Origin of the sequence: Pedobacter suwonensis (assembly GCF_044762335.1) — a bacterium.
Taxonomy (GTDB): domain Bacteria; phylum Bacteroidota; class Bacteroidia; order Sphingobacteriales; family Sphingobacteriaceae; genus Pedobacter.
Genome location: NZ_JBIWEB010000004.1, coordinates 391,533 through 414,363 on the forward strand (window position 1 = coordinate 391,533; position 22,831 = coordinate 414,363).

The 22,831-nt window shown below is 40.5% G+C and carries 16 protein-coding genes; 5 read left to right on the forward strand and 11 right to left on the reverse strand.

Annotated elements, in window-relative coordinates:
- Positions 1-153 precede the first annotated feature (153 nt).
- From ACIQXP_RS09380 to ACIQXP_RS09395, 4 genes are all read right to left on the reverse strand, one after another.
- Positions 154-921: an SDR family NAD(P)-dependent oxidoreductase gene (locus ACIQXP_RS09380; RefSeq protein ID WP_387505309.1), complete on the reverse strand. Its 768-nt coding sequence runs from the start codon at positions 919-921 to the stop codon at positions 154-156.
- 18 nt (positions 922-939) lie between these two features.
- Positions 940-1,779 (reverse strand): 5-dehydro-4-deoxy-D-glucuronate isomerase, encoded by an 840-nt coding sequence (kduI, locus tag ACIQXP_RS09385; protein WP_387505310.1) that lies wholly within the window; start codon positions 1,777-1,779, stop codon positions 940-942.
- A gap of 682 nt (positions 1,780-2,461) precedes the next feature.
- The gene (locus ACIQXP_RS09390; RefSeq protein WP_402759913.1) at positions 2,462-3,238 is read right to left on the reverse strand and encodes a HEPN domain-containing protein; all 777 of its coding nucleotides are present in this window, start codon (positions 3,236-3,238) and stop codon (positions 2,462-2,464) included.
- Between the two features lie 40 nt (positions 3,239-3,278).
- On the reverse strand, positions 3,279-4,451 hold the full coding sequence (locus tag ACIQXP_RS09395; protein ID WP_387505312.1) for a hypothetical protein: 1,173 nt from the start codon (positions 4,449-4,451) through the stop codon (positions 3,279-3,281).
- Between the two features lie 124 nt (positions 4,452-4,575).
- On the opposite strand from ACIQXP_RS09395, the gene ACIQXP_RS09400 reads away from it, so the two are divergent.
- A complete protein-coding gene (locus ACIQXP_RS09400; RefSeq protein WP_387505313.1) occupies positions 4,576-5,193 on the forward strand; it encodes a LexA family transcriptional regulator in 618 nt (205 codons plus the stop codon).
- Positions 5,194-5,785: 592 nt separating this feature from the next.
- Here ACIQXP_RS09400 and ACIQXP_RS09405 read toward each other — a convergent pair.
- Positions 5,786-7,315, reverse strand: coding sequence for a RagB/SusD family nutrient uptake outer membrane protein (locus tag ACIQXP_RS09405; RefSeq protein WP_387505314.1), 1,530 nt, complete (start codon positions 7,313-7,315; stop codon positions 5,786-5,788).
- A 10-nt stretch (positions 7,316-7,325) separates the two neighbouring features.
- A complete protein-coding gene (locus ACIQXP_RS09410) occupies positions 7,326-10,607 on the reverse strand; it encodes a SusC/RagA family TonB-linked outer membrane protein (RefSeq protein ID WP_387505315.1) in 3,282 nt (1,093 codons plus the stop codon).
- A gap of 324 nt (positions 10,608-10,931) precedes the next feature.
- Between ACIQXP_RS09410 and ACIQXP_RS09415 the strand changes: the two genes are divergently transcribed.
- Entirely contained in the window at positions 10,932-12,179 is a 1,248-nt protein-coding gene (locus ACIQXP_RS09415; RefSeq protein ID WP_293743653.1) for a YdcF family protein, read from the forward strand.
- 231 nt (positions 12,180-12,410) lie between these two features.
- The gene (gene msrA, locus ACIQXP_RS09420; RefSeq protein WP_090984981.1) at positions 12,411-12,899 is read left to right on the forward strand and encodes a peptide-methionine (S)-S-oxide reductase MsrA; all 489 of its coding nucleotides are present in this window, start codon (positions 12,411-12,413) and stop codon (positions 12,897-12,899) included.
- 113 nt (positions 12,900-13,012) lie between these two features.
- Here the strand turns inward: msrA and ACIQXP_RS09425 are convergent, their stop codons facing one another.
- From ACIQXP_RS09425 to ACIQXP_RS09435, 3 genes are read right to left on the reverse strand one after another with little or no spacing between them, the layout of a single operon-like run.
- On the reverse strand, positions 13,013-15,451 hold the full coding sequence (locus tag ACIQXP_RS09425; protein ID WP_387505316.1) for a bifunctional YncE family protein/alkaline phosphatase family protein: 2,439 nt from the start codon (positions 15,449-15,451) through the stop codon (positions 13,013-13,015).
- A 23-nt stretch (positions 15,452-15,474) separates the two neighbouring features.
- Positions 15,475-16,314 (reverse strand): hypothetical protein, encoded by an 840-nt coding sequence (locus tag ACIQXP_RS09430; RefSeq protein ID WP_293743656.1) that lies wholly within the window; start codon positions 16,312-16,314, stop codon positions 15,475-15,477.
- Between the two features lie 13 nt (positions 16,315-16,327).
- Positions 16,328-17,170 (reverse strand): metallophosphoesterase family protein, encoded by an 843-nt coding sequence (locus ACIQXP_RS09435; protein WP_387505317.1) that lies wholly within the window; start codon positions 17,168-17,170, stop codon positions 16,328-16,330.
- A gap of 196 nt (positions 17,171-17,366) precedes the next feature.
- On the opposite strand from ACIQXP_RS09435, the gene ACIQXP_RS09440 reads away from it, so the two are divergent.
- Together ACIQXP_RS09440 and ACIQXP_RS09445 are read left to right on the forward strand one after the other, a co-directional pair.
- A complete protein-coding gene (locus tag ACIQXP_RS09440) occupies positions 17,367-17,807 on the forward strand; it encodes a hypothetical protein (protein WP_387505318.1) in 441 nt (146 codons plus the stop codon).
- 3 nt (positions 17,808-17,810) lie between these two features.
- Positions 17,811-19,130: a peptidoglycan DD-metalloendopeptidase family protein gene (locus ACIQXP_RS09445; RefSeq protein WP_387505319.1), complete on the forward strand. Its 1,320-nt coding sequence runs from the start codon at positions 17,811-17,813 to the stop codon at positions 19,128-19,130.
- Between the two features lie 221 nt (positions 19,131-19,351).
- Here ACIQXP_RS09445 and ACIQXP_RS09450 read toward each other — a convergent pair whose 3' ends face one another.
- Positions 19,352-20,005, reverse strand: coding sequence for a LysE family transporter (locus ACIQXP_RS09450; RefSeq protein WP_387505320.1), 654 nt, complete (start codon positions 20,003-20,005; stop codon positions 19,352-19,354).
- Positions 20,006-20,013: 8 nt separating this feature from the next.
- On the reverse strand, positions 20,014-22,827 hold the full coding sequence (gene uvrA, locus ACIQXP_RS09455; RefSeq protein ID WP_387505321.1) for an excinuclease ABC subunit UvrA: 2,814 nt from the start codon (positions 22,825-22,827) through the stop codon (positions 20,014-20,016).
- Positions 22,828-22,831: the final 4 nt, after the last annotated feature.

Sequence of the window (22,831 nt, forward strand, 5' to 3'; positions counted from 1 at the left end):
GCACTTGGCGTTGAGCGTTTAGAGTCCAAGGTGCATTGAAAAGCATCAGGGTTTTAAAAAGCTGGGAGTTTGGGTTTTGGAGTATTATACCACTCACTACTCCAAACTCCCAACTCATAACTAAAGACTCAGGACTCCAGACTAAGGACTAACCTACCGTCCCATCCAACCGCCATCAACGGTTAAAATTGTTCCGTGAACATAATCGCTGGCAGCTGAGGCCAGGAATATCGTTGGTCCTTTAAAATCTTCAGGTATACCCCATCTTCCGGCAGGGATACGAGATAATATAGATGTGCTCCTATCCTGATCTTCACGCAAGGCAGAAGTGTTATCAGTAGCGATGTACCCAGGTGCAATCGCATTTACGTTTACACCTTTTGATGCCCACTCATTTGCAAAAGCCTTTGTTAAAGATGCAATTGCTCCTTTACTTGCGGCATATCCCGGTACGGTAATTCCGCCCTGAAATGAAAGTAATGAAGCTGTAAAAATTACTTTTCCACTTCCTCTTGCAATCATTTCCCTGCCTATTTCGCGCGTTAGAATAAATGGTGCCGATTGGTTTACAGCAATTACTTCATCCCAATATTCGTCTGAATGTTCAGCAATTGGCTGGCGCAAGATCGTTCCGGCGTTATTAACCAGAATATCGATCACAGGGTGATCAGTTTTTACCTGAGCGGCAAAAGCCAAAGTATTTTCGCGTTTACCAAAATCGCACTGGTAAGCATAAAATTTTCTGCCCAGCGCTAAAATTTCTTTCTCAACAGCACTGCCCTGCAGTTCTAAACTTGCAGAAACGCCGATAATATCTGCACCTGCTTCTGCCAAAGCTAAAGCCATGGCTTTTCCGATCCCTCTTTTACAGCCGGTTACCAATGCAGTTTTACCTGCTAAATTAAATATGTTGTTAGCCATGAAGTATTTTTAAATAAATTATTTCAGTTCGGTAATGGCACAGTGATCCATGTCGCCATAATCTAAGTTTTCACCGGCCATCCCCCAGATAAAAGTGTAGTTGCTTGTGCCTGCTCCCGAATGGATAGACCAGTTTGGCGAAATTACCGCCTGATCGCTCTGCATCCAGATATGGCGGGTTTCCTGCGGTTGTCCCATGAAGTGGCAAACACTTTGCCCGTTCGGAACTTCAAAATAGAAATAGGCTTCCATTCTTCTATCGTGGGTGTGTGCTGGCATGGTATTCCACACACTGCCCGATTTTAATTCGGTCATTCCCATTTGCAACTGGCAGGTTGGCAGAACACTATTCACAAGCAGTTTATTAATTGTTCTATGGTTTGCCGTTTCAGGCGTACCCAATTCTACAACCTCCGCTTCAGCTTTGCTCACCTTTTTAGTAGGGTAAGTGTGGTGTGCGGGAGCAGAATTGATATATAATTTAGCAGCTTCTCCAGGAGTAGCAGATTCGAAAAATACCTCTTTTGTACCTTTACCGATATATAAAGCCTCTTTATAATCCAGTTCGTATGTTTCCCCGTCAGCTGTTACTATTGCTTTTCCACCAACATTGATGATCCCCAATTCCCGGCGCTCCAAAAAGTAATTCGCTTTTAAATCATCAGGGTTTGGCAATGCTATTTTTTGATCAACCGGCATGGCACCACCAACAATATACCTGTCAAAATGAGATAAGGTGAGGTTTACCTGGTTGGTTTCAAATACGTTTTCAATCAAAAAGTTTTCCCGCAACGCTGCGGTATCCATTTGTTTAACTTCTTTGGGGCTTTGGGCGTAACGGCTTTCGAATTTGTTCATTAGTTAAAATTTGAGTTTTGCGATAAGATATGAACTGATACCAGATCCTATCCGCAAATATATTTATACGATATGTATTATTGGTATTAATAATCAACTTTATAGTGTTTTGTATGGTTTCTGTATTCCAGGCTTTTAAATTGATCCTGGGTGCAGGCGAACCAGTCCAAAATTTATGGTCAGCAGGTAAAGCTAAGGTTAAAAAAATCGGAGGAAATGAAACTGAACAGACCAAAGGGTAGCAAATAATTTTATTTCATTTCTTTATCATAGGGTTTAGTATCAAAACCGATGTTATTTTTAGGTATTTGGAGAGCAAATTCAGTACAATTATTCAGGTTTCTTCCCGCTTTTCGTTTTACTTCACCCGATGAAATATCGGGTTCGTGCTCACTCCAATCGGGTCTAGGTGGCACGGCATACCTTAATATTACCGGCTGGGTGCAGAATCAGCAAGCGTTCTTATTAGTGTTTATTTTTTTCACAAACCGCTGTTCATAAACCCGGTAGTAGCGTGCATCCCGATTAAGCACCGGTTTATGTTATATTTTGGTGTGCTTGCTTGTTTCACAGGTTTTCTATCGGGATAAAGAGAATAACAGGACTGCTGTTGCTGAAGACATACAGAACCCTGAATCCCCAGAGAAAATTGGTCAATGCTTTCAATATGCTGTCTTAACAATTAACCCGCATCTATCGTGCTCCGCTGTTGATCGAAATGATTGTTCATGATACGCTGATAAACCTGTTCTGCAACCACATACAATAAATCTGCTTTTTCAAACAGGTGTAACAAATCTTGCTCACCAATAACATAACTATTTTCGTACCTCACAGCCAGGTAAGCCTCATCAAGCAAATGCAATAGGCTAGCCTCTTCCTCATTATCATTAAATAATGCTGAAAGCGGCTTAACATAAGGCTTAATATACAATTGATGAACCCTGATGCGGTGTGTTTTTTTATCTTTTCCCATGACCAGAATCTCAATGGCCCGATACATCAGATCGAAAACCTGGTGCAGCATGAAAGTGCAGTATTCAAAATCTTGTTGTTTAAAGTAGAAGGTAGCACCTACCAAAAATTTATTGGCCTTATCAATTCCATGCCGGTAGTTGGTACTTACCTGGTCTGCAATAAACTTAGGTTTACCACCATCAAAAAGATGACCGGATTTACTAAATAAACAATTTTGCGCGGCGGTGGCGTAGTAAAAGAATAAACTCCCCTCCAACAGGGCCTGCTCTACCTCATGTACATGAAAAACCCGATACCTCAGTTCCATTTGCCCGCTAAATACAATATTTAACACCGGTGTTAATTCATTTAAAATACGTACCTGTTTAAAAGAAACCATAATCAGCATTTCCTGAACGGCCTTACCGGCCAGAAAGTTATTGTGGAGATAAACACATTGAACAGGAACTGCGGCCGTAATAGCCTTTAACAAATGGAACATGCTTTCATCTTTTAATGCGGCATGTTCTGGGTTCAAAAACTTACTCCGCATAATGATACCTTTCTTCAGTTTCAGTTAAGGGAGGATTGGTAATGATTAAAAAAAAAGCTTCTATAATCATCAGCATGGATTCATATTGTTCAAACAGGAATGCCTTATCCAGTAATTTTATGCTGCTTTTGGTACTGAATGCAGCATAAAACCATTCCAGGAGCCCTAAACGCAGCTGCTTAATTTTTTCGGGAATAAAGAACGAGGTTACAAACAGATAAGGATTTTCGATATGCACTGCAGACAGTGTATTTACCTCGCACAGGTTTTTCTGGTAGCTATCAATGTTTTTTGATTGCTCTGTAGCAGCAAGCAAGTTTTTGGGCGGTGTACCCTGATACGTCAAATTTTTAGCGGTAATCAAAAAACCGGCATTAAGCAGTTTGATAAATTGATTATAGAGGAAAAAATAGTCGGCCACATCACTCACACACTGATCTTCTGCCAAGGCAGCTTTATACCAGTTTTTTAAATATGCTTTATGCCCTGCAAGGTTATCCAGACTAAAGAAAAATTCGATCACTTTAAACGGATCATCAGGTAATTGCTGTTCAAAAGCCAAAGGCGACGTACTTTCGAATATGGCCATTTGATAATAGCGATCGATACTTTTAAAACTATTTCTGGTAATGATCCTTTCGTGTATGAGCCAGCAAGCCTCCAGCATTTTTTTGGTGTTCTCATAAAAAATAAAAATATACTCGTCCCAATCTAGCTTGAGGTTGTTTTCCAATGCAGCCAATAACCACTCTTTGTACATCACTTTATAGGTATCTGAATGAAAAAATAAGAAAATATCAAAAAAGGTAAGTTTTGGATTTTTCATTTCTCCGCTGCTCAACAGTTTCGGACAATAATCGAGCAGTACCATCTCGCGTTCTACACCACATTCATCAGCACCAATCGCTTTCACAAATTCGGTATCAGCTTCAATGCGGTTAAAAACTAAATCCGAATAATCGAAAAGCGGCACCAGTTTTTCGTAAAAAACCAATAGCTGTACGGGGTGCTTTTGTGGCGAAAAATCTAATTCGTTATAGGGCGGATTTAACCAGTTTTGTAGAAAGTTTAAATGGTAATTTATACCATTTGTAGCAAAAAAACTTTCAATCGCATCTATAAATGCCATTGTTTCTTTTTTAAAATTCAGGTTCTCTTTCATCGCGTATATTTTTAAATGATTATATTGGCTAACGAATTTAGCAAAATAATATAGTTAAACTATAATTAATTCAAAAAACTTATTAACATCTCTTATGAATGAAAATCAGCGCTTAAAAAAGTTAATGGAATTACTGCATTTTAAGACTCAAAAGGATTTTGCTATTGCATTAAATATTCAACAGGGTTCTTTATCAGATATTTTAAGAGAAAGGGTCAATGTCTCTAATGCTATTAAAGATAGGTTAGAAATGAAATTCGACGTCAATTTAACCTGGCTGGAAGATGGAATTGGCGAACCTTTTTTCAAAAAGAGACCAGCCGTTGGCGAAAGCAAAGAGGGTGTTCCTTATTTTGATATGAGCCTGTCGGATGCGAAAGAACACATGGTAGAAGAGCAACGGGCGGAATACCTGGTTAACTATCTGCCTTTTAATGATTGTACGGCCTATTTACCTGTTTATGGTGACAGCATGGCCCCGCAGTATGCCGCAGGCGAAATTATAGCGATAAAAGAAATTACCAATTACGAAATCCTGCAGTGGGGAGAGGCTTATGTGGTAATGACAGATGAAGACAGTAACAGCCTGCGCACCATCAAACTCATTTTTCAGCACGCTGACGATTCCAAACTCATCCTCCGCTCTTCAAACCCAAATTTTAACGGCGATACGGTAATCAGTAAGAAAAATATCCAGGCACTTTATATCATTAAGGGGAAAATTACGAGGAATATTATTTAGGTAAAGTAGTTTTTAGTTCAAGTCTTTATTCAAAAATGTCATCCTGAGCTTGTCGAAGGACCTGATTAATATCTTAAGACGTTTCGATACTTCTTTAAGCTCAGTACAGGCTAAGCTCAACGTGACAAATCGGGAGTGAATTACAAATATGAGTGAGATTTGCAAGCAGAATCTGCGTTTATCTCTTTATCAGCGAGTATAAATAAAGAAAGCTCCCGCAGATCAGCAGATTTTCGCAGATTTTAGAAAGCTATATATCAGCTTGCATTAAAATTGTTATCCTGATAATTCAGCTTTTCAGAAAAAAATTGGAGGGAAGAGGAAAGGCCGAGAGATATCGTCATTCCCAACTTGATTGGGAATCGTAATGCCTTAGTAGTTTTTTATGTTGCATTAAGATTCCCGCATGCGCGAGAATGACGACCGCTCTTTAAAATCTGCGATGGTCACCTCCAGGGAAAATCGGGGAAAATTTAATCAATCGCACAGTTTATCTAATAGACTTAGAGATAAAATACACGCTCAGAACTCCAAACTAAAAAAGCGGCCCAATCATTGATCAGAACCGCTTTTATTCTACATTACAACCCCTTTAGTAACCCGGATTCTGATACATTTTAACCGGATCCAGTTTTACCTCATCAAAAGGAATTGGATAATATCTGTCTTTGGCGGTTACATTAGCCAGTTTAGCAATACCATAGGAAGATTGTGCTTTGGCTTTTAAGTAAGTAACCAACTCTGCCGCGGTAAAATTTCTGATTAAATCAAACCATCTTTGGTGCTCAAAGGCAAATTCTACCCTGCGCTCATGCAAAATAGCCAGTTTTAAAGTCGGGAATTTAGCTGCGTAAGTGGCGTCGGTTTTGGCAACCGCATATACCGGCATACCTGCTCTTGTTCTTACCATATCTAAATATTGAATAGCCATCGCATCGTTGCCCTGTAGCATATTTACTTCGGCCAACATTAAAATTACATCAGCATAACGCATCAATATCCAGTCGTTGCCTCCATAACCATTGTTGGTGGCCAAAGCACTGGCATCACGGAACTTTGTAATAAACCAATCTTTTACTGTTGGATCGTTAGCGTATTTTACTGAGAAATCTTTTCTTAAATCACTTGTTTCATACTCATTGATCAGATCTAACTTCACATTCCCACCAATACCAGTAGAAGCCTTTAACGAATTAATGGTTTCGCCTTTGGCCTGGTTGTTGGCGGCAATGCTAGAACTGTAATTAATATCGCCCTGTTTGTAAGAAATCTGAAAAATCAGCTCCTTACACGTGGTTTTTTTCGTTACGTCAAAAACATCAGTGTATGGAATTTCGGAAAGGTTCCCAAAAGTTTTCATATTATAAGCCGCAGTAAGGTAAGTATTGGCATTGCTTAGGTTTTCGGCCTTATTGTTTGGCAGGGTGGCCGCCATGGTTAAATAAACCTTACCTAGGTAAGCGTTGATAGCTGCTTTTGAAGTCCTGCCAATATTGGCGGTTGTCTGAAAATTTGGTAACGTACTGTTTAATCCATCTTTTAAATCAGCTACAATCTGGCTATATACGTCAGCTTCAGGCACGCGAAAAGTCGCAGCGGTAACCTCATCATTAGTGAGCAATTGTTTAGCAACCAATGGCACAGCTCCCCATTTCCTTACCAGCTCAAAATACATTATCGCCCTGATAAATTTGGCTTCTGCTGCATAGTTAATCTTGGTTGCAGGGTTAGCAAAACTTACCTTATCGATATTTGATAAAATTACGTTACTTCGGGAGATGGATTGATAAAGTGCAACCCAATGCGCTTTTAAATAGGAGTTACTTGGCAATAAAGAGAAATCATTAAACTGAAAAGGCTCTCCGGCATTACTCTGGTTATCATTTCTACCGGTATCATCTGAACGCTCATCGGTAAACAGTCCACTGTTTTCGCCCAGCGTATTACTGCTTCTTAACGATTGGTAAGCACCATTTACCGCCAATAATACATCATTCTCAGTTTTAAAATAATTCTCTACGGTAACAGCATTGGGATTGCTCTGTGCCAAAAAATCTTTTTTACAGGCACTTAGGCTTAGAACTGCACCCAGTGCCAAAATTGTATAAATATTGTTTTTCATTTCTTTAATTCTAAAAAGTAAGTTTAATACCCAGGTTATAAGTTCTTGCCAATGGATAGTTACCATAATCTACCCCAGGAGCAAGGTTATTACCTGCACTGTAATCTACTTCAGGATTATAACCTTTATAATCTGTAATGGTAAAGGCATTATCTACACTCGCATAAACACGGATATTGCTTACTTTAAGCGTATTGGCCAGTTGCTTTGGAAAACTATAGCCTAAAGTAATGTTGGTACACCTGAAGTAAGACCCATCCTGAATGTAAAAAGAAGATAAACGGGTACTGTTACTTTGCGTACCTGCACGAGATGCACGATAATTTAAGCCGCTGCCCGGATTGGATTCATTCCGGTAACGGTTGGCCACATCTGCATATTGGTTACCAGAACCTTCGAAATTATAGAGGTAATAATCCTGTCCATCTAAAACCTGGTTCCCATACGATCCGTTGAATGATGCCCTTAAATCGAACGTTTTGTAAGAAGTATTTAAGGCAAAACCGTAGCTAAATTTTGGATACGGTGTGCCGATCACCGTTTTGTCTGCATCATTTACAATGCCGTTGCCATCCGTGTCCTGGAAATATAAATCACCGATTTTTGCCGGATTGGTTGAAGAAGCTGATGGAGCAACCTTACCCAAATTATCAGCTGTGACCCTGCCCAAAACTTTAAAACCATAAAACATACCAACCGGCTGACCTTCTTGGGTAACATGTGTAATGTATGACCGCTCTGCACCAGCAGTATAGATGGTACTTGCTCCACCCATATTTAATACCTTATTGTGGTTAACGGCAATGTTTCCGCTTAAACCCAATGTAAAATCCTGATTTTGGATAATTCTTCCATCCAGTTGGATGTCGAAACCTTTATTACGGATTTTACTATCAGCAAGATTGGTAAGAATAGAAGAAGAACCCGATACAGCTGAGATGGGTTGATTGAATAAGAGATTGTAAGAATAACTTAAGTAATAATTTGCAATAATATTCAATCTATTTTTGAATAAGCTGACATCGGCACCAAAATTATACTGAGAGGTAGACTCCCATCCCAACTTCGAATCCTGTATGGCATTTGGCCAGATCGCCGTTGAAACCGCATTTCCAAAAACCACACCACCCGGCGCACTCATTTCCTGCGCAGTTCTGTAATTCGGAATGTTGTTGTTACCGCTCAGGCCCCAGCTCGCCCTTAACTTAACGGTTGACTGTTCGCCAAGAAAACTGTTATAGAAATCTTCTTCCGAAAGGTTCCATCCTGCGGCTATCGAAGGGAAATTACCATATTTATTAAGCGGACCAAACCTTGATGATCCATCACGACGGAATGAACCGGTTAAAAAGTATTTACCTGCATAATTATAACTGAAACGGCCAAAATAAGAGAGCAAAGTATTGGTAGCCTTTGCTGTTTTATTTGCTCCATCTGTAATCAGTGTTAAAAAGCCTGCTTCAGCACCTTTATCGGTGATCTCACCGATTTTATCATTTTGAAAACCCGTAGCAGAAATCCTGATTAAATCGCTGGTTGTTTTTTGCGCAGAATAGCCGCCTAGCACATCAATTTTATGCTTACCAAAAGTTTTATTGTAGTTTAACGTAAACTCACCAAGCTGATCAACCTGACTAAGCGTTTGTGCAATAGCATTTGCCGCCGTTATCGCAGCCGTAGAGTAAGGTGGATTATTACCATTACTCAAGCTGGTTGGCAGGTAAAAATCATATTTCTCGTTATAGGTCTGTGTACCTAAATTAGCTTTAAAATCCAATCCTTTCAGTATGTTATAAGTAGCATTGGCATTATAGGTGCTTCTTGCACCCTTTCTGGTAATTTTCAATTGCTCTACCGTTGCAAGTGGATTTTCTGGATTTTGAATACCATATTGCGAGGCTAAAGCGCCCATGCCAAACTGGATCGGATTTCCATTGGCATCTCTTGCCGGCAGATAAGGCAGATAAATCAAAGCCGACATCATCGGACTTAGATTATAGCGTCCTTCCTGTACCTCACGGTTATCATTCTGCGTATAGGAAATATTTGCGCCAACACGTAAACGCTCACTCACTTTGCCATCAATATTTGCCCTGAAGTTGGTTACTTTTTGGTTGGTATTGGTTACAATACCATTGTTGTTCTGGTAACCACCACTTAAAAAGTATTTTATATCCTTAGTACCACCCGAAAAGGAAAGGTTATGGCGTTGAAAAGCGGCATTGCGGTAAAGTTCATCCTGCCAGTCGGTATTGTAGGTTGCCGGAATAGCCTGTTGTGTGCTGAAATTATAAAGATCGGCCGGAATGCTTACACTACTTCCATTACCTACATTGGCAATTCGGGTAGCATTATTATCACTGAACATGGCATCATTCCAGGTTTTACCTGAGTTTACCCATAAATCTTTATAAGCGTTGTTTCTTCCATCAATTAAAAGCTGGATAAACTGGTTGGCATCCAATAGTTTTACTTTTTTAGCTAACTGAGAAACACCACCCTGAACATCATATTCAAATTTTCCTTTTCCATCTGCACCCCTTTTGGTCGTAATTAATACAACCCCACCCGATGCCCTCGAACCGTAAATGGCAGCAGAAGCCGCATCTTTTAAAATATCGATGGTTTCGATATCCTCCGGATTGATGGATACATTATTCCCTGCAGGATAACCATCAATTACGTATAAGGGATCAGAACTGGCATTGATAGAACCGATACCCCGTACCCTGATTTTAGTACCGGAATATGGCGCACCACTGGTTTGTGATACCTGTACACCGGCAACCTTACCCACCAATGCCTGACCAACAGTTGGAGAAGTTAAATTCATCTCGCTAGCCTTAACGCTGCTAATCGCACCTGTTACGTCAGATTTTCTGATCTTCTGGTAACCAATGGCCACAACCTCATTTAAGGTATTGCTACTTTCTTTTAAAATAACATTAATATTCTGGCTTCCATTAACCGAAACCTCCTGGTTATCGTAACCGATGTAAGAGAATACCAGGACAGCACCTTCTTCTACATTAATTGAATATCTGCCATTAGCATCGGTAACTGTCGTTTTTTTTGTTTTCTTTTCGAAGACACTAACACCAGGTAATGGTTGGTTATTTTGGTCGGTAACTATTCCACTTACCGAAGCAAATGTTTTACGGTATAACCCTGAGGCAAGCATACCGTAGTTTATTGCTATTGCTTCTGAATTACAGATGGCCAGTAAGCCTAAAGGCAAAAGCAATTTCCGGCAGGTATTTTTTATACCTGCGGTTAAAAAAAATGATGTCATCTTTTTGTTCTTAGTAATGGTTTTGAAATATAATTGGGTTTTGTGTTTTTAAGTAGAAGCGTAGATTTTCACATGTACATAGGCTTATCCTTTATCTTTAACAGGTTAATTCGCGGAGCGTTCTACAGCGGCAAAAGTATAAGTGTATTTTTAACACGATGTATCCCCTGCGTTAACTCTTCACACCAATCACAACGTGTACTTTAAATTAACATTAAGCCATATTAAACAACACCTAAATCGGTTTATTGAGGAATTAAAGCATAACACCCTCTTAATGTTTCTTTAATGGGAGGTCTTTAAGTTTGTTTCCAAAACTTTTCGATGAAATCCTGTTATCTGTTTCTGGTATCCTGCCTGTTGTGCCAAGGCCTGGCTGCACAAGATATGCCCTCGCCATCTTATCAATGCATCCAAACCAGGAATGCAGTACAGTACAAAAATTATTACCTGCTCACGCTTTTCCAGCAATTGCCCGAGCTCCGTCAAATGTTCAGTACCGATACAGTGCTGAATAGCATATACCAATTAAAAACGGTGCGCGTAAATGAGGCAATTAAAACCTGTAAAACAGATATTACCTGTTATGCGAAAGCTTTAAAATTTACCGATGATGAAATTTTCAGTATCGGAAATCGACTGGCCAAGCTTTACACAGAAAACAATCTATTCGGAAGATTGATTAAAAACCACCTCATTCCATCAGGGTGTTATGCCCTTTTCACCAAAGAACAGCATCAAAATCTATTGATTAAGGCATGGGAGCAAGATGCCAATGCCATTAATTACGCTATTGGCGTATATGTAGAGGGAAATAAACCCAATTACCCGAAAATAGATTCCATCAGTTTTAAAGTAAAGGATAAAGAATTTGCAGAACTCACGGCAGCCAATGCCTGGTTGGCGTTACAAGGCAACCATAAAATGTTTTTTGAACCCGCTATGCAATTTGCACTTCAGGCATTAGAACTCAATGAACGTAATGATGCTGCCGATTATGAACCAATGAATAAAGGTGTAAACCTGACTGCCATTCAACAAATAAAAAAAACAGATTGGAAGAAATACCCTTACAGCGTAATCCTGGTTCCGGGTGCAGGCCCTGAAGAAAAAGATGTTGCGCTAAGCCCCGGCGGAATGATCCGCTGCAGGTTAGCCTCTTTACAATATAAAAAAGGTGTAGCACCATTTATTGTAGTATCTGGCGGGCGGGTACATCCCTATAAAACCAAGTTCAGCGAAGCTTATGAAATGAAGAAGTTTTTAATGAGAGTGCTCCAAATACCTGAAAGCGCCATTATTATGGAACCGCATGCCCGCCACACCACTACTAATTTACGTAACTGCGCCAGACTGATGTTCAGGTACGGTATGCCAATAGATAAAGCTGGAATGGTTTGTACCGTAAAATCGCAAAGTTACTACATCACCGACATCCTGCCCGAACGCTGTAAAAAAGAACTTGGTTATTACCCTTATAAAAACGGCAAACGATTAAGTGAAACTGAATCAGAATTTTACATAAATACCAATTCTTTACAGATCGATTTTGATGAACCCCTAGATCCTTAATCATTTAAACATTAAATCCAATTTTGCTCAGCAAAGGCCCTGCGCTCCAAATAAATTTTTAATCTAATGCGCTTAAACATGTTATCCTTCGACTCCGCTCAGGAAGACACAAGTGACTTATCCGATCATCTGTCATTACTAGTAGGCCATACAACGAAACAACCACCCTTCTTTACTTTCCTTTTACACATCTTCACCGTATCTTTATGTAATCAAAAAAAGGAAAGATATATGAATACTGAAAAAGCCATTCTTGCCGGCGGGTGCTTTTGGGGCGTAGAAGAACTGATCCGTCATTACCCTGGCGTTATCTCAACAGTTGTTGGATACACTGGTGGCGATGTTCCCAATGCCACCTACCGGAACCATGGCACACATGCCGAAGCCATTGAAGTTACCTTTGACCCAACCGTTTTAACTTATCGCAAACTATTGGAATACTTTTTCCAGATCCACGATCCGAGCACACGCAACAGACAGGGAAATGATGTAGGTACATCTTACCGGTCAGCTATATTTTATAATAGTGAAGAACAGAAAAAAACTGCTGAGACACTGATTGCTGAATTGGATGCTTCGGGCAAATGGCCGGGCAAAATTGTAACTGAGGTGGTACCTGAAACCGATTTTTGGAATGCGGAAGAAGAACATCAGGATTATCTGCAGAAAAATCCTTACGGTTATACCTGCCATTTTGAAAGGCCGGATTGGAAGCTGTAAATTAGTTTGGAGCTGGGAGTTTGGAGTGTAGCGTTAATTTCAAAACCTATATAAAAAGGCAATTTTCTATGAGAAAATTGCCTTTTTATTGAATCTGAGATCATCACCGACAATTAATCATCATCTTTTTTCTTCTTCTCTAAAATTACAAAAGCACTGCGTTTCGGAGCAGGCATTACCGATTGTTCACCTTTAACCGATTTCCATATCACTTCATTTAAATCTAAATCGGGTGCCGAATCTTCTTTCGCAAAATTGAACAGTTCAGAACGCCTGCTGCTTTCGTTAACCGCCACGTTCCGGGTATCTAAATCAATAAGGGGCTGTAAAACATTGTATGGTGTAAAATCTGGCTTAGCTGTAAAGCACTCATACAAAGGCATTGCTCCTGCATCATACTGGCTCATTGGCGGTAAACCTAAAATCAGCTCCATGGTGCGCAAAAAACCTGAAGTAGAATACATGGTATGTACCGCCACATTTCTTTTCACATACGGGCCAATTACATAAGCCGGAGAACGGTGTGCATCTACATGGTCTGGCCCGTTTTGTGCATCATCTTCTAAAATAAACACAACCGATTCATTCCACACCTTACTGTGCGAAAGGTGTTCAATGATCCGGCCTACTGCCAGATCATTATCGGCAACCGCTGCCTGTGGCGAGTATTTTCCTTTCTTCTGTCCACTGGTATGATCGTTTGAAATCCGTAAAGTATTAAACTGCGGTACCGCACCGGCTACCAGTAATGAATCAAAATCGTGCTGCCAGGCATCTACACGCAACTGATCTTTAATATCCATATCAAAACCCGGAGAAGCCGGACACATATGCCCCTGCAACGATTTGATATTGGCCTTAGCATAAGATCCAAACTCACCGTAACTGCGGTAACTGATTCCCGCCCGCTGGCAATAATCCCAGATAAAACCTCCTTTCGGATAAGTTACCGGCCTGCCACCTTCGAAAGTGGTACTCCCACCACGGGCCCCATAACTGGTTGGCCATGTTTTTTCCACTACGTCAGTTGCGTAAGCCGCCATGCTCCAGTTATGCCCGTCGGCACTTACTTCGGCATCTACGTAAAAGTTATCCAGCAATACAAAATTCTCGGCCAGAGCATGTTGGTTAGGGGTCACTTTGCGTCCGAAAAGGGTTAGCGTAGAATCGCCGTTTCCTTTTTTAATGTCGCCCAATACCTGATCGTAAGTACGGTTCTCTTTGATAATATAGAAAACATGTTTGATGGGAGATTTTTCGCCCTGTTTTCTAGGAACCGGGTTTCCAGCTTCGCCATCGGCCGTTATCGTTTTTTTGTCGCTAAATGGTGTGTTGGCATAAACTTGTTTGGTATACACTTTTAATTGTTCGTGTTTTGGCAAATCTATAAAAGACAGCGTACCTTTAAACAAACCGGCAATGTACTGTAGCCTGCTGTTAGCCGTACTGCCCATGTGGTAATCACTGTTATCCACTTTCGAAACAGGTTGAGGCCCTTTCGGGTTCGCCATTGAGGTATTGCCCTTACCATTGCTAACCAATATTTTCGAGCCTAAAACCTTAACGCTGGTTGGATACCATCCTACCGGTATAAAGCCCTGACTCTGGCTTACGCCGGGTTTACTTACATCAAACACAGCTAAACAATTATTATCAGCATTCGCAATATAGAGCGTTTTTTCATTGCTACTCAAAGCCAGGCCGTTAGTAGTTGAACCCGTTAACTGTGTGGCATAAAGCGTGGTAGAGAAGGTTTCAATTACTTTGTTGTCCAGCGTATTTACTACCGAAACCGTATTATCGCTTGCATTGGCTACATACAGGATATTACCTTTTTTAGTAAGCAAAAGCTCATTAGGATGGTCACCAACAGGAATCAGACGGATAATACTTTCTGATTGCAGATCAACAACTGCCACTGCTTTTCCACCCCAAAGCGAAATATACAATTTTCGCTCATCAGCACCTAATGCGCAACTATACGCAATAGCAGGAAGCTGTACCCGTTTTAAAATCTTTTTCACTGCCGGATCGATGATATACAAAGCGCTATCTTCTTTGGTAACGGTAAATAATTTACGGTTACTACTATTTACCACAATACCGGCCGGGCATATTTTACCCTTTGGCCAAACCGGCCCTAAAGTAATGGTATCACTCTTTCCCAGTTTATTGTTTACGATATTAAAATCCAGAATCCAGTTATCGTTACCACCTGATGCATAGAGGTGTTTTTCATCTTTACTAAAAGCAATTCCGTACCATGATTTGGCCAGCACCTTTTCGTCTATAATTTGTTCGGTTTTAGGATCAATCAGTTGCAGCGATTGTGTACTCTGGCCGTTATTCGTGATGGCCAGGTATTTACCAGATGCGCTGAGTTGCATATTTAAAGGCAAATCACCCAGTTGTACCGAATGCCCGGCCGGACTTAATTTCCAGCCATTAGGCAATAAAATTTGCTGGGTGGTTTCGTTTTTTCCCGGTAATTGTGCAAATCCTTTTTGGATAAACAGGAAACCGAATAATATAAATAGGTATGACTTTTTCATTTTATTAATTTGAAGCATGCACATTAGCGATGAAGATTAAAATTAACCAGGGCTCTGATCGTATAGCCATTACCCGAAGCGACAGAACCGATTTCCCTAATAGCCTCTGACGGGATGACATTACTACGGGTTGCATAAAAAACAGGTCCTCCAGAAATAGAGAAAGACAGTTTCGAATGGTTTGGTTCCAGGTTGATGGATGGCCCGATCATTAACTTTGCGCCGCCCTCTGCCTCGTCTTTCTCCCAAAAGCCTTCTAAATCTTGTCCCAGGGCTTCAAGGCCAACATATAAAACATTAGAAACGCGATGTTGATAGCCAAAACTGCTAATAAAATCCAGTTTATCTCTGGTTTTATCGAAAGCTTTTTCGAAGCGAAGGTTGCCCGCCATTCTCCAATTGGTCTGATCAAACGAAGCAGTAATCCGGCTAATTGCAGCACCTATACTCGACCAATCTCTGCTCAAGCCTAAGCCTGCGCCTAGCCTAAACCCGGAGATACCTTTGCCTCCTACCAGATCTCTGATTACTTCAGCCTGTTGCGCAGATGTTACGCCTCCTGAATTGGCAAAGCCGATCGCCGCTGTAGCATATAAGGTAAATCTGCTGCCTAAATATCCTTTTACCCCAAATTGTTGCCCTAAGCCATCATATCCGAATTGTCCGCTGGTTCTTTCTCCGTAACTACCCGAATAATGGATATTCCAACGTGGGTTCTCTGCAGTTAAGGTATTTAAAGAAAACAGAAAAGGCTGAGCTGCATCCGTTCCCACTTTAACACCGGTTTTGGTTTCACTTATCTTTTGAGCTGCACAGTTTAATATGACGCCGGCAAAGATGAGCATCAAAAATGTCTTTTTCATTTAATGGATATTTTTAGAATTTCGTTTCGTTTAACAATGGCGAGCCACTGGCATTTACCTGGTAAGTTTGGATCTTATCCTTTTCATCAACCTCAACTATCCGGTAACCTTTATAGGCCGTACCCCAGTTGCCACCTATATGTGCATCAAAAAAATGTGGGAGTTTACCGGTATAAAAAACAGCATCTAAACTATGGTCGTGGCCATGAAAAACAGCTTTTACATTTGGATAACTATGTAGCAGCTTAATCGTATCTGTACATTCTACAAAAGGGCTTTCCGGCACCCAAAAATGTGGCGGAATATGCAATACCACAAAAACAGTTTTCAGGTTTTTAAATTTATCTAGTTCCTGTTTTAAAAAATCATTATTAGGGCATAAATAAGTCCCTTTAGTATCAGAGGTATTTGCTAAAACAAAACCCACCCCATTTTTTTCGAAAGAAAAGTTATCCTCGTAACCAAAAACCGATTTCCAGAGCCCAGTATCTGCATGGTCGTGGTTACCAGGCACGGCATAAAAAGGAACTTTCAGACGATCATAGTAATCTTTCTTAACTTCTTTCAGTAATTCAGGCCGGTCGTGTACCAGATCGCCATTAATAATTACAAAATTCAGTGGATTTTCATCATGCGAGGCATTAAGCCATTTCACAATATTTTCGTGATGAAGTTTATAATCAGTTCCCGGTTGCCCATAGTGTCCGTCGGATGCGATCGCAAAGCGAAGTTTTGGTCCTTTTTCCCGTTTGACTGAAATATTCCGCTCTTCTGCAAATGATGGCAGAACTGGTGATAAACCGGCTACTACCGCAGCAGCCAAACTATTTTTCAGGAAAAAACGTCTGTTAAACATAAGGATAAAATATGTTTTGTATCAAAATCCAATATTAGTTTAGGCAGACTTCTTAAAAATGAATTTAATGTTATGATTAAGTTAACAGAACCTATTCTGTGTATCAATTTTATAACATAATGGAGCGGTAATTGCGATTCATGGCGTAATCCCGATCCTCATAAAACAATTTGCCGCTTGCAGGGATTATTCTATTATGAAATCATTTAAATCCTTACTCGCTGGCTTTGCAGGTGCTGCAGCCTTAAATATATTACATGAAAGCTTTAGGCAGTTTGATCCCGACGCACCCCGGATTGACCTTTTGGGTAAGCAGGCACTTTCCAAATCCATGTCCGATTTGAAACTGGACAGTCCTGACGGAGACAATCTGTACCTGGCCACACTTGCAGGTGATATCATCAGCAATACCCTATACTACAGTGCCATTGGCTTGGGAGATAAAAAACATATTTATTTTAAAGGTGCAATAGCCGGTCTTACTGCTGGTCTGGGTGCAATCAGCATACCGGATAAAATTGGATTAGATGATACTCCTGTAAATAAAACCGATAAAACCAAGATATTAACGGTAACCTGGTATCTGATAGGTGGATTAGTAACCGCAGCGGTTTTTAAACAATTGAAAAAGGCTTAGGTAATGAAAATTTATAGACCTGCACTTTGGTTCTTTTGCATTGCTATGGCAATGGGCGTACTGTCATGCAAAACAGGCTCAGTTAATTTATTTAAGGCCGCTAGCCCGCATGAGCAATATCAAAAAAAATTGGTGAATGTGGGGCTGGATAAAACAGCAATGGGATCGGCTTGGTTAAATGCGGCTACAACGAGTATGCAAAAAGCATTAGACATTAGTATTCCTTATCAAGAAAACGGTTATTTCGCTGCCGACCGGGTCCCTGCGACAGCTTACAAGTTCAATGCAACCAAAGGGCAGAAAATAAACATAAGACTAAACAAAAAGCCATCAGACGGCGCCTTGATTTATATTGATGTTTGGCATAGCGCAAATCAAACCCGAAAACTTATTGCCTCAGCCGATACCTTAAATAATCCTATCATTTTTGATATTGAGGAAACAGGCGCCTATCTGATCAGACTACAACCAGAACTATTGCAGAGTGTAGCCTACGAATTAGAAATTACTACCGGAGCGTCTCTTGCTTTCCCGATAAAATCAAAAAACGCCAACAGCATAAAAAGTTATTGGGGAGATGGCAGGGATAATGACGCCAGAAAACACGAAGGTGTAGATATTTTTGGCAGTTTCAGAACGCCTGTGCTGGCGATTTCAGACGGAACAGTAACCCGTGTAAACGAAAACAACCTGGGTGGAAAAGTGGTTTGGATGCGTCCAAGGGGTAAGGATTATACTTTGTATTATGCCCACCTGGATAAACAGATTGCCGTAGAAGGACAGGAAGTAAAAATTGGAGATACCCTGGGGCTTATGGGAAATACAGGCAATGCCCGAAACACGCCTCCCCACTTACATTTCGGCATTTACACGGCAAGTGGTGCAGTAAACCCACTACCCTTTATAGATCCTGTAACCAAAACCCCGGTTGCCATAACTGCTTCCGGCAATAAGTTAAATAAAATTTTAAGGACTAAATCTACCGCTAAAATGGTCTCTTCTCCAGACCGTAAAGCAAATGTTTTAATTTCGCTTAACGCGGGAACAATTTTACTTGCAAATGCTGCGACCGGAAATTACTACCAGGTAGAACTGCCCGATGGGAGCAGAGGTTTTATTCAAAGCAATAGTATTGAACAGGCAATTGAGCCCCTGAAAAAACTTAAGATAAATTTATTTCAGCAGGAAGTTTATGACAGACCTGATAGTTTGGCCGCGCTTAAAACAACGCTAAAAGAAGGACAGCGTGTAAACCTTTTAGGTGCTTTCGGCAAGTATCAGCTCGTTAATGCTGATACAGAAACAGGCTGGATTATAAAATAACAATCAAAGCTGCTGATCAATAATTCAGCATGATGATCTCGTTATCCCAGGGAGCTAAAAAGCAATTGCTTCGATTAAAGTATTAATCGAACTCAGTTTATAATTCCATACTTTCCAGTACCTCCCGGGCAAAAAAGAACTGCGGACAAATCTCCGTTAAGAAAAATTCATTAAAAAGACTAAAAACAAAAGGCCTGTGAAACACAGACCCTGAATTAGTTTTATAGCATTACGATTGCCTGCTTTACAACCAGATAGGTTGCCAGTGCAAATAAAAATATAGCGATAGATTTGTTAATGAGCAAACTGCTCAGCGCGAATTTTTCCTGAATGTAAGTGGCAAAATGGGCATACAGGTAAAGCGCAAGTGTAGAACCTACGCCAGAGCCGAGGCTAAAAATCACCAGCGACAGGTAATCGGTTTCGATCCATTGATGCAGAATTACATAATTTCCAAAAAACAACCAGAATGGAATTTGGACAGGGTTTAAAACGCCCAAAATCAATCCATAAAGCATACTGCCACTACGCTTATCTTCTTTTTTATTACTGGTTTTCGGTACTTTTTTTCTGTTTTTCCAGGTAATGGTACCCATCACCAGAAACATCACAATCATGAAGCAATCCACCAAAGTGCCAAGGCGTACCTCACTAACAGCCTCATTTGGATTGATATCACTCATGGCCCACCGGGCGAAGCGCATCATCCCGAAAGTAAAAAATACCTCTACACACGAGAAGGATAAAATGAAATACCAAACCTGCCGCATGCCTTTGTTAATAGCGAGCTGCGCCACAGTGAGATTAATATTGCCAGGGGGAATATATCCCATGGCATTGAGAATGATACCGATGAAAAACGTTAAAAAAAGCATCGCCGAAATTATGGATTTAAATTTAAATGCGCAGCCAAATATTTTCCGGTATACGAATTTTCTACTTTAGCCAGTTCCTCTGGTACACCTTCGAATACTACACTACCACCACCATCTCCTCCTTCAGGACCAATATCAATAACCCAATCGGCACATTTGATCATATCCATATTGTGTTCGATAACCAAAATGGTATTACCTTGCTCAATAAGGGTATTTAATGCTTTTAACAGTTTTTTAATATCATGGAAGTGCAAACCGGTGGTCGGCTCATCAAAAATAAATACGGTTTTATTGGCATTATTCCCTTTAATAAGAAACGACGCTAATTTAATACGCTGTGCCTCACCACCTGATAAAGTGTTTGATGATTGACCTAAATGCACATAACCTAAACCCACATCAACCAGCGGATTTAATTTATTCAGGATTTTTTGTTCGTCTTTAAAGAAATCAACCGCCTCATCAATGGTCATATCCAAAATCTCAGAAACATTTTTTTCTTTATAAGTAACATCCAATACCTGTTGTTTAAACCGTTTGCCATTGCAAGCCTCGCAAGGCAGGTAAATATCGGCCATAAACTGCATTTCGATCTTCACCTCACCCTCACCCTGGCAAACATCACAACGGCCACCCTCTACGTTAAAGGAGAAGGCTGCAGGCTTCAGTCCGGCGGCCTTTGCAGCAGGCAAACCAGAGAAAAGCGCACGGATGTCATCCCAGGCTTTAACATAAGTAACCGGGTTAGAGCGGCTGGAACGGCCGATTGGATTCTGATCTACCAATTCTACTGCACTTACCAGGTCATAATTACCAAAAATACCGTCATAAGCACCCGTTTGTTCACCCGCATAGTTTCCGATCGCTTTTTGTAGCGCCGGGTATAAAATCTTTTTCACCAAACTGGTTTTACCCGATCCAGAAACGCCACTTACCGCAGTAAAAACCCCTAGCGGAAATTTGACATCTACATTTTTCAGGTTGTTTTCCCTTGCGCCTTTAATCAGGATGTGATCTTTCCACTTACGGCGTTTCGAAGGAATGGCAATTTTCTCAATTCCAGCCAGGTAACGACCTGTTAAACTATTTTTATCTTTTAAAATCTCTTCATAGTTACCGCTGAAAACCAGGTTACCGCCATGCGTACCCGCCTCCGGACCGATATCGATAATGTAATCAGCGGCACGCATCATTTCTTCTTCGTGTTCTACCACCAAAACCGTGTTACCTACATTTCGGAGCGAGACCAATACCTCTATCAGTTTATTGGTATCGCGTGGATGCAAACCGATACTGGGTTCATCCAGCACATAAACTGAGCCCACCAGGCTACTGCCTAAAGATGTTGCCAGATTAATTCTTTGCGATTCTCCTCCTGATAAAGTATTCGATAAACGGTTTAAGGTAAGGTATCCTAAACCCACATTGTTTAAATACAGGAAACGGTTGTTGATCTCTGCCAATAAACGTTTGGCAATTTTGGCGTCGTTTACACTCAATTTTAATTCATTAAAAAAAGCCAGTGCTTTTGATAGCGGCAACAGTACCACATCAATAATCGATTTTTCAGCAATTTTAACGTATGAGGCATCTTTACGCAAACGCGAGCCCTTACAATCAGGGCAGGTGGTTTTACCGCGATAGCGCGATAACATGACACGGTACTGGATTTTATAAGTCTGCTCTTCCAATTCCTTGAAAAATGCGTCCAAACCGGAAAAATATTTGTTACCCGTCCAAAGTAGCTGCTGTTCTTTTTCAGTAAGTGCACTGTATTGACGGTGGATCGGAAAATCAAATTTTGGTGCAGCTTTAATAAAGTTTTGCAACCAGACGTTCATTTTTTCGCCACGCCACGGAGCAATGGCATTATCATAAACACTTTTACTCTTATCAGGAATTACCAGATCTTCGTCGATGCCGATAACATTCCCGTATCCTTCGCAGCGTTTACAGGCGCCGTAAGGATTGTTGAAAGAGAAAAAGTTGGGCGTAGGTTCTTCAAATTTTATTCCGTCCAGTTCAAAACGGTCACTAAAATGTTTCGTTGTACCTTGGGCTTCTACATAACAATCGCCTTTACCTTCAAAAAAAGCGGTCTGTGCCGAATCGGCCAGTCTGCTTAATGTTTCTTCTTCCTGGTTGGTTACAATCCGATCGATCAGGATCTGAACGGTTTTATCATCAGTAAGTTCTGTGTCTTTAAAATCAGCATCATCTAAAATAGATTCTATCTTTTCTATTTTATTGTTAATCAGAACCCGTAAAAATCCTTTCTGTAATAAAATTGCGAGCTCTTCTTTAATTGTGCGGTTGTTATGCGGATATAGCGGACAAAAAATGGTTACCGTTGTATCTTCAGGCATGGCATTTACATAATCTACTACCGTACTTACCGAATCCTTCCTCACTTCCTTGCCCGAAACAGGCGAAATGGTTTTTCCTATACGAGAAAAAAGCAATTTCAGGTAATCATAAATTTCAGTTGAGGTACCCACTGTAGAACGTGGATTGGAAGTAATTACCTTTTGTTCGATAGCAATTGCCGGGGCAATACCCTTAATATAATCAACATCCGGTTTATTCATCCGTCCCATAAACTGGCGGGCGTATGCTGATAAACTTTCTACGTACCGGCGTTGCCCTTCTGCATACAAAGTATCAAATGCAAGTGAAGATTTACCCGAACCAGACATGCCCGTTACCACCACAAGTTTATTTTTTGGAATGGCAACGTCAATGTTTTTTAGGTTGTGCACCCTTGCACCTTTTATGATAATATTTTTATGCGGATCTTTTTCGGCCTCTTTTTTGCTCATGTAT

Coding starts and splice junctions, on each gene's coding strand:
- ACIQXP_RS09380 (WP_387505309.1), bottom strand. CDS start 921: ATGGCTAACAACATATTTAATTTAGCAGGTAAAACTGCATTGGTAACC.
- kduI (WP_387505310.1), bottom strand. CDS start 1,779: ATGAACAAATTCGAAAGCCGTTACGCCCAAAGCCCCAAAGAAGTTAAA.
- ACIQXP_RS09390 (WP_402759913.1), bottom strand. CDS start 3,238: ATGTTCCATTTGTTAAAGGCTATTACGGCCGCAGTTCCTGTTCAATGT.
- ACIQXP_RS09395 (WP_387505312.1), bottom strand. CDS start 4,451: ATGAAAGAGAACCTGAATTTTAAAAAAGAAACAATGGCATTTATAGAT.
- ACIQXP_RS09400 (WP_387505313.1), top strand. CDS start 4,576: ATGGAATTACTGCATTTTAAGACTCAAAAGGATTTTGCTATTGCATTA.
- ACIQXP_RS09405 (WP_387505314.1), bottom strand. CDS start 7,315: ATGAAAAACAATATTTATACAATTTTGGCACTGGGTGCAGTTCTAAGC.
- ACIQXP_RS09410 (WP_387505315.1), bottom strand. CDS start 10,607: ATGACATCATTTTTTTTAACCGCAGGTATAAAAAATACCTGCCGGAAA.
- ACIQXP_RS09415 (WP_293743653.1), top strand. CDS start 10,932: ATGAAATCCTGTTATCTGTTTCTGGTATCCTGCCTGTTGTGCCAAGGC.
- msrA (WP_090984981.1), top strand. CDS start 12,411: ATGAATACTGAAAAAGCCATTCTTGCCGGCGGGTGCTTTTGGGGCGTA.
- ACIQXP_RS09425 (WP_387505316.1), bottom strand. CDS start 15,451: ATGAAAAAGTCATACCTATTTATATTATTCGGTTTCCTGTTTATCCAA.
- ACIQXP_RS09430 (WP_293743656.1), bottom strand. CDS start 16,314: ATGAAAAAGACATTTTTGATGCTCATCTTTGCCGGCGTCATATTAAAC.
- ACIQXP_RS09435 (WP_387505317.1), bottom strand. CDS start 17,170: ATGTTTAACAGACGTTTTTTCCTGAAAAATAGTTTGGCTGCTGCGGTA.
- ACIQXP_RS09440 (WP_387505318.1), top strand. CDS start 17,367: ATGAAATCATTTAAATCCTTACTCGCTGGCTTTGCAGGTGCTGCAGCC.
- ACIQXP_RS09445 (WP_387505319.1), top strand. CDS start 17,811: ATGAAAATTTATAGACCTGCACTTTGGTTCTTTTGCATTGCTATGGCA.
- ACIQXP_RS09450 (WP_387505320.1), bottom strand. CDS start 20,005: ATGCTTTTTTTAACGTTTTTCATCGGTATCATTCTCAATGCCATGGGA.
- uvrA (WP_387505321.1), bottom strand. CDS start 22,827: ATGAGCAAAAAAGAGGCCGAAAAAGATCCGCATAAAAATATTATCATA.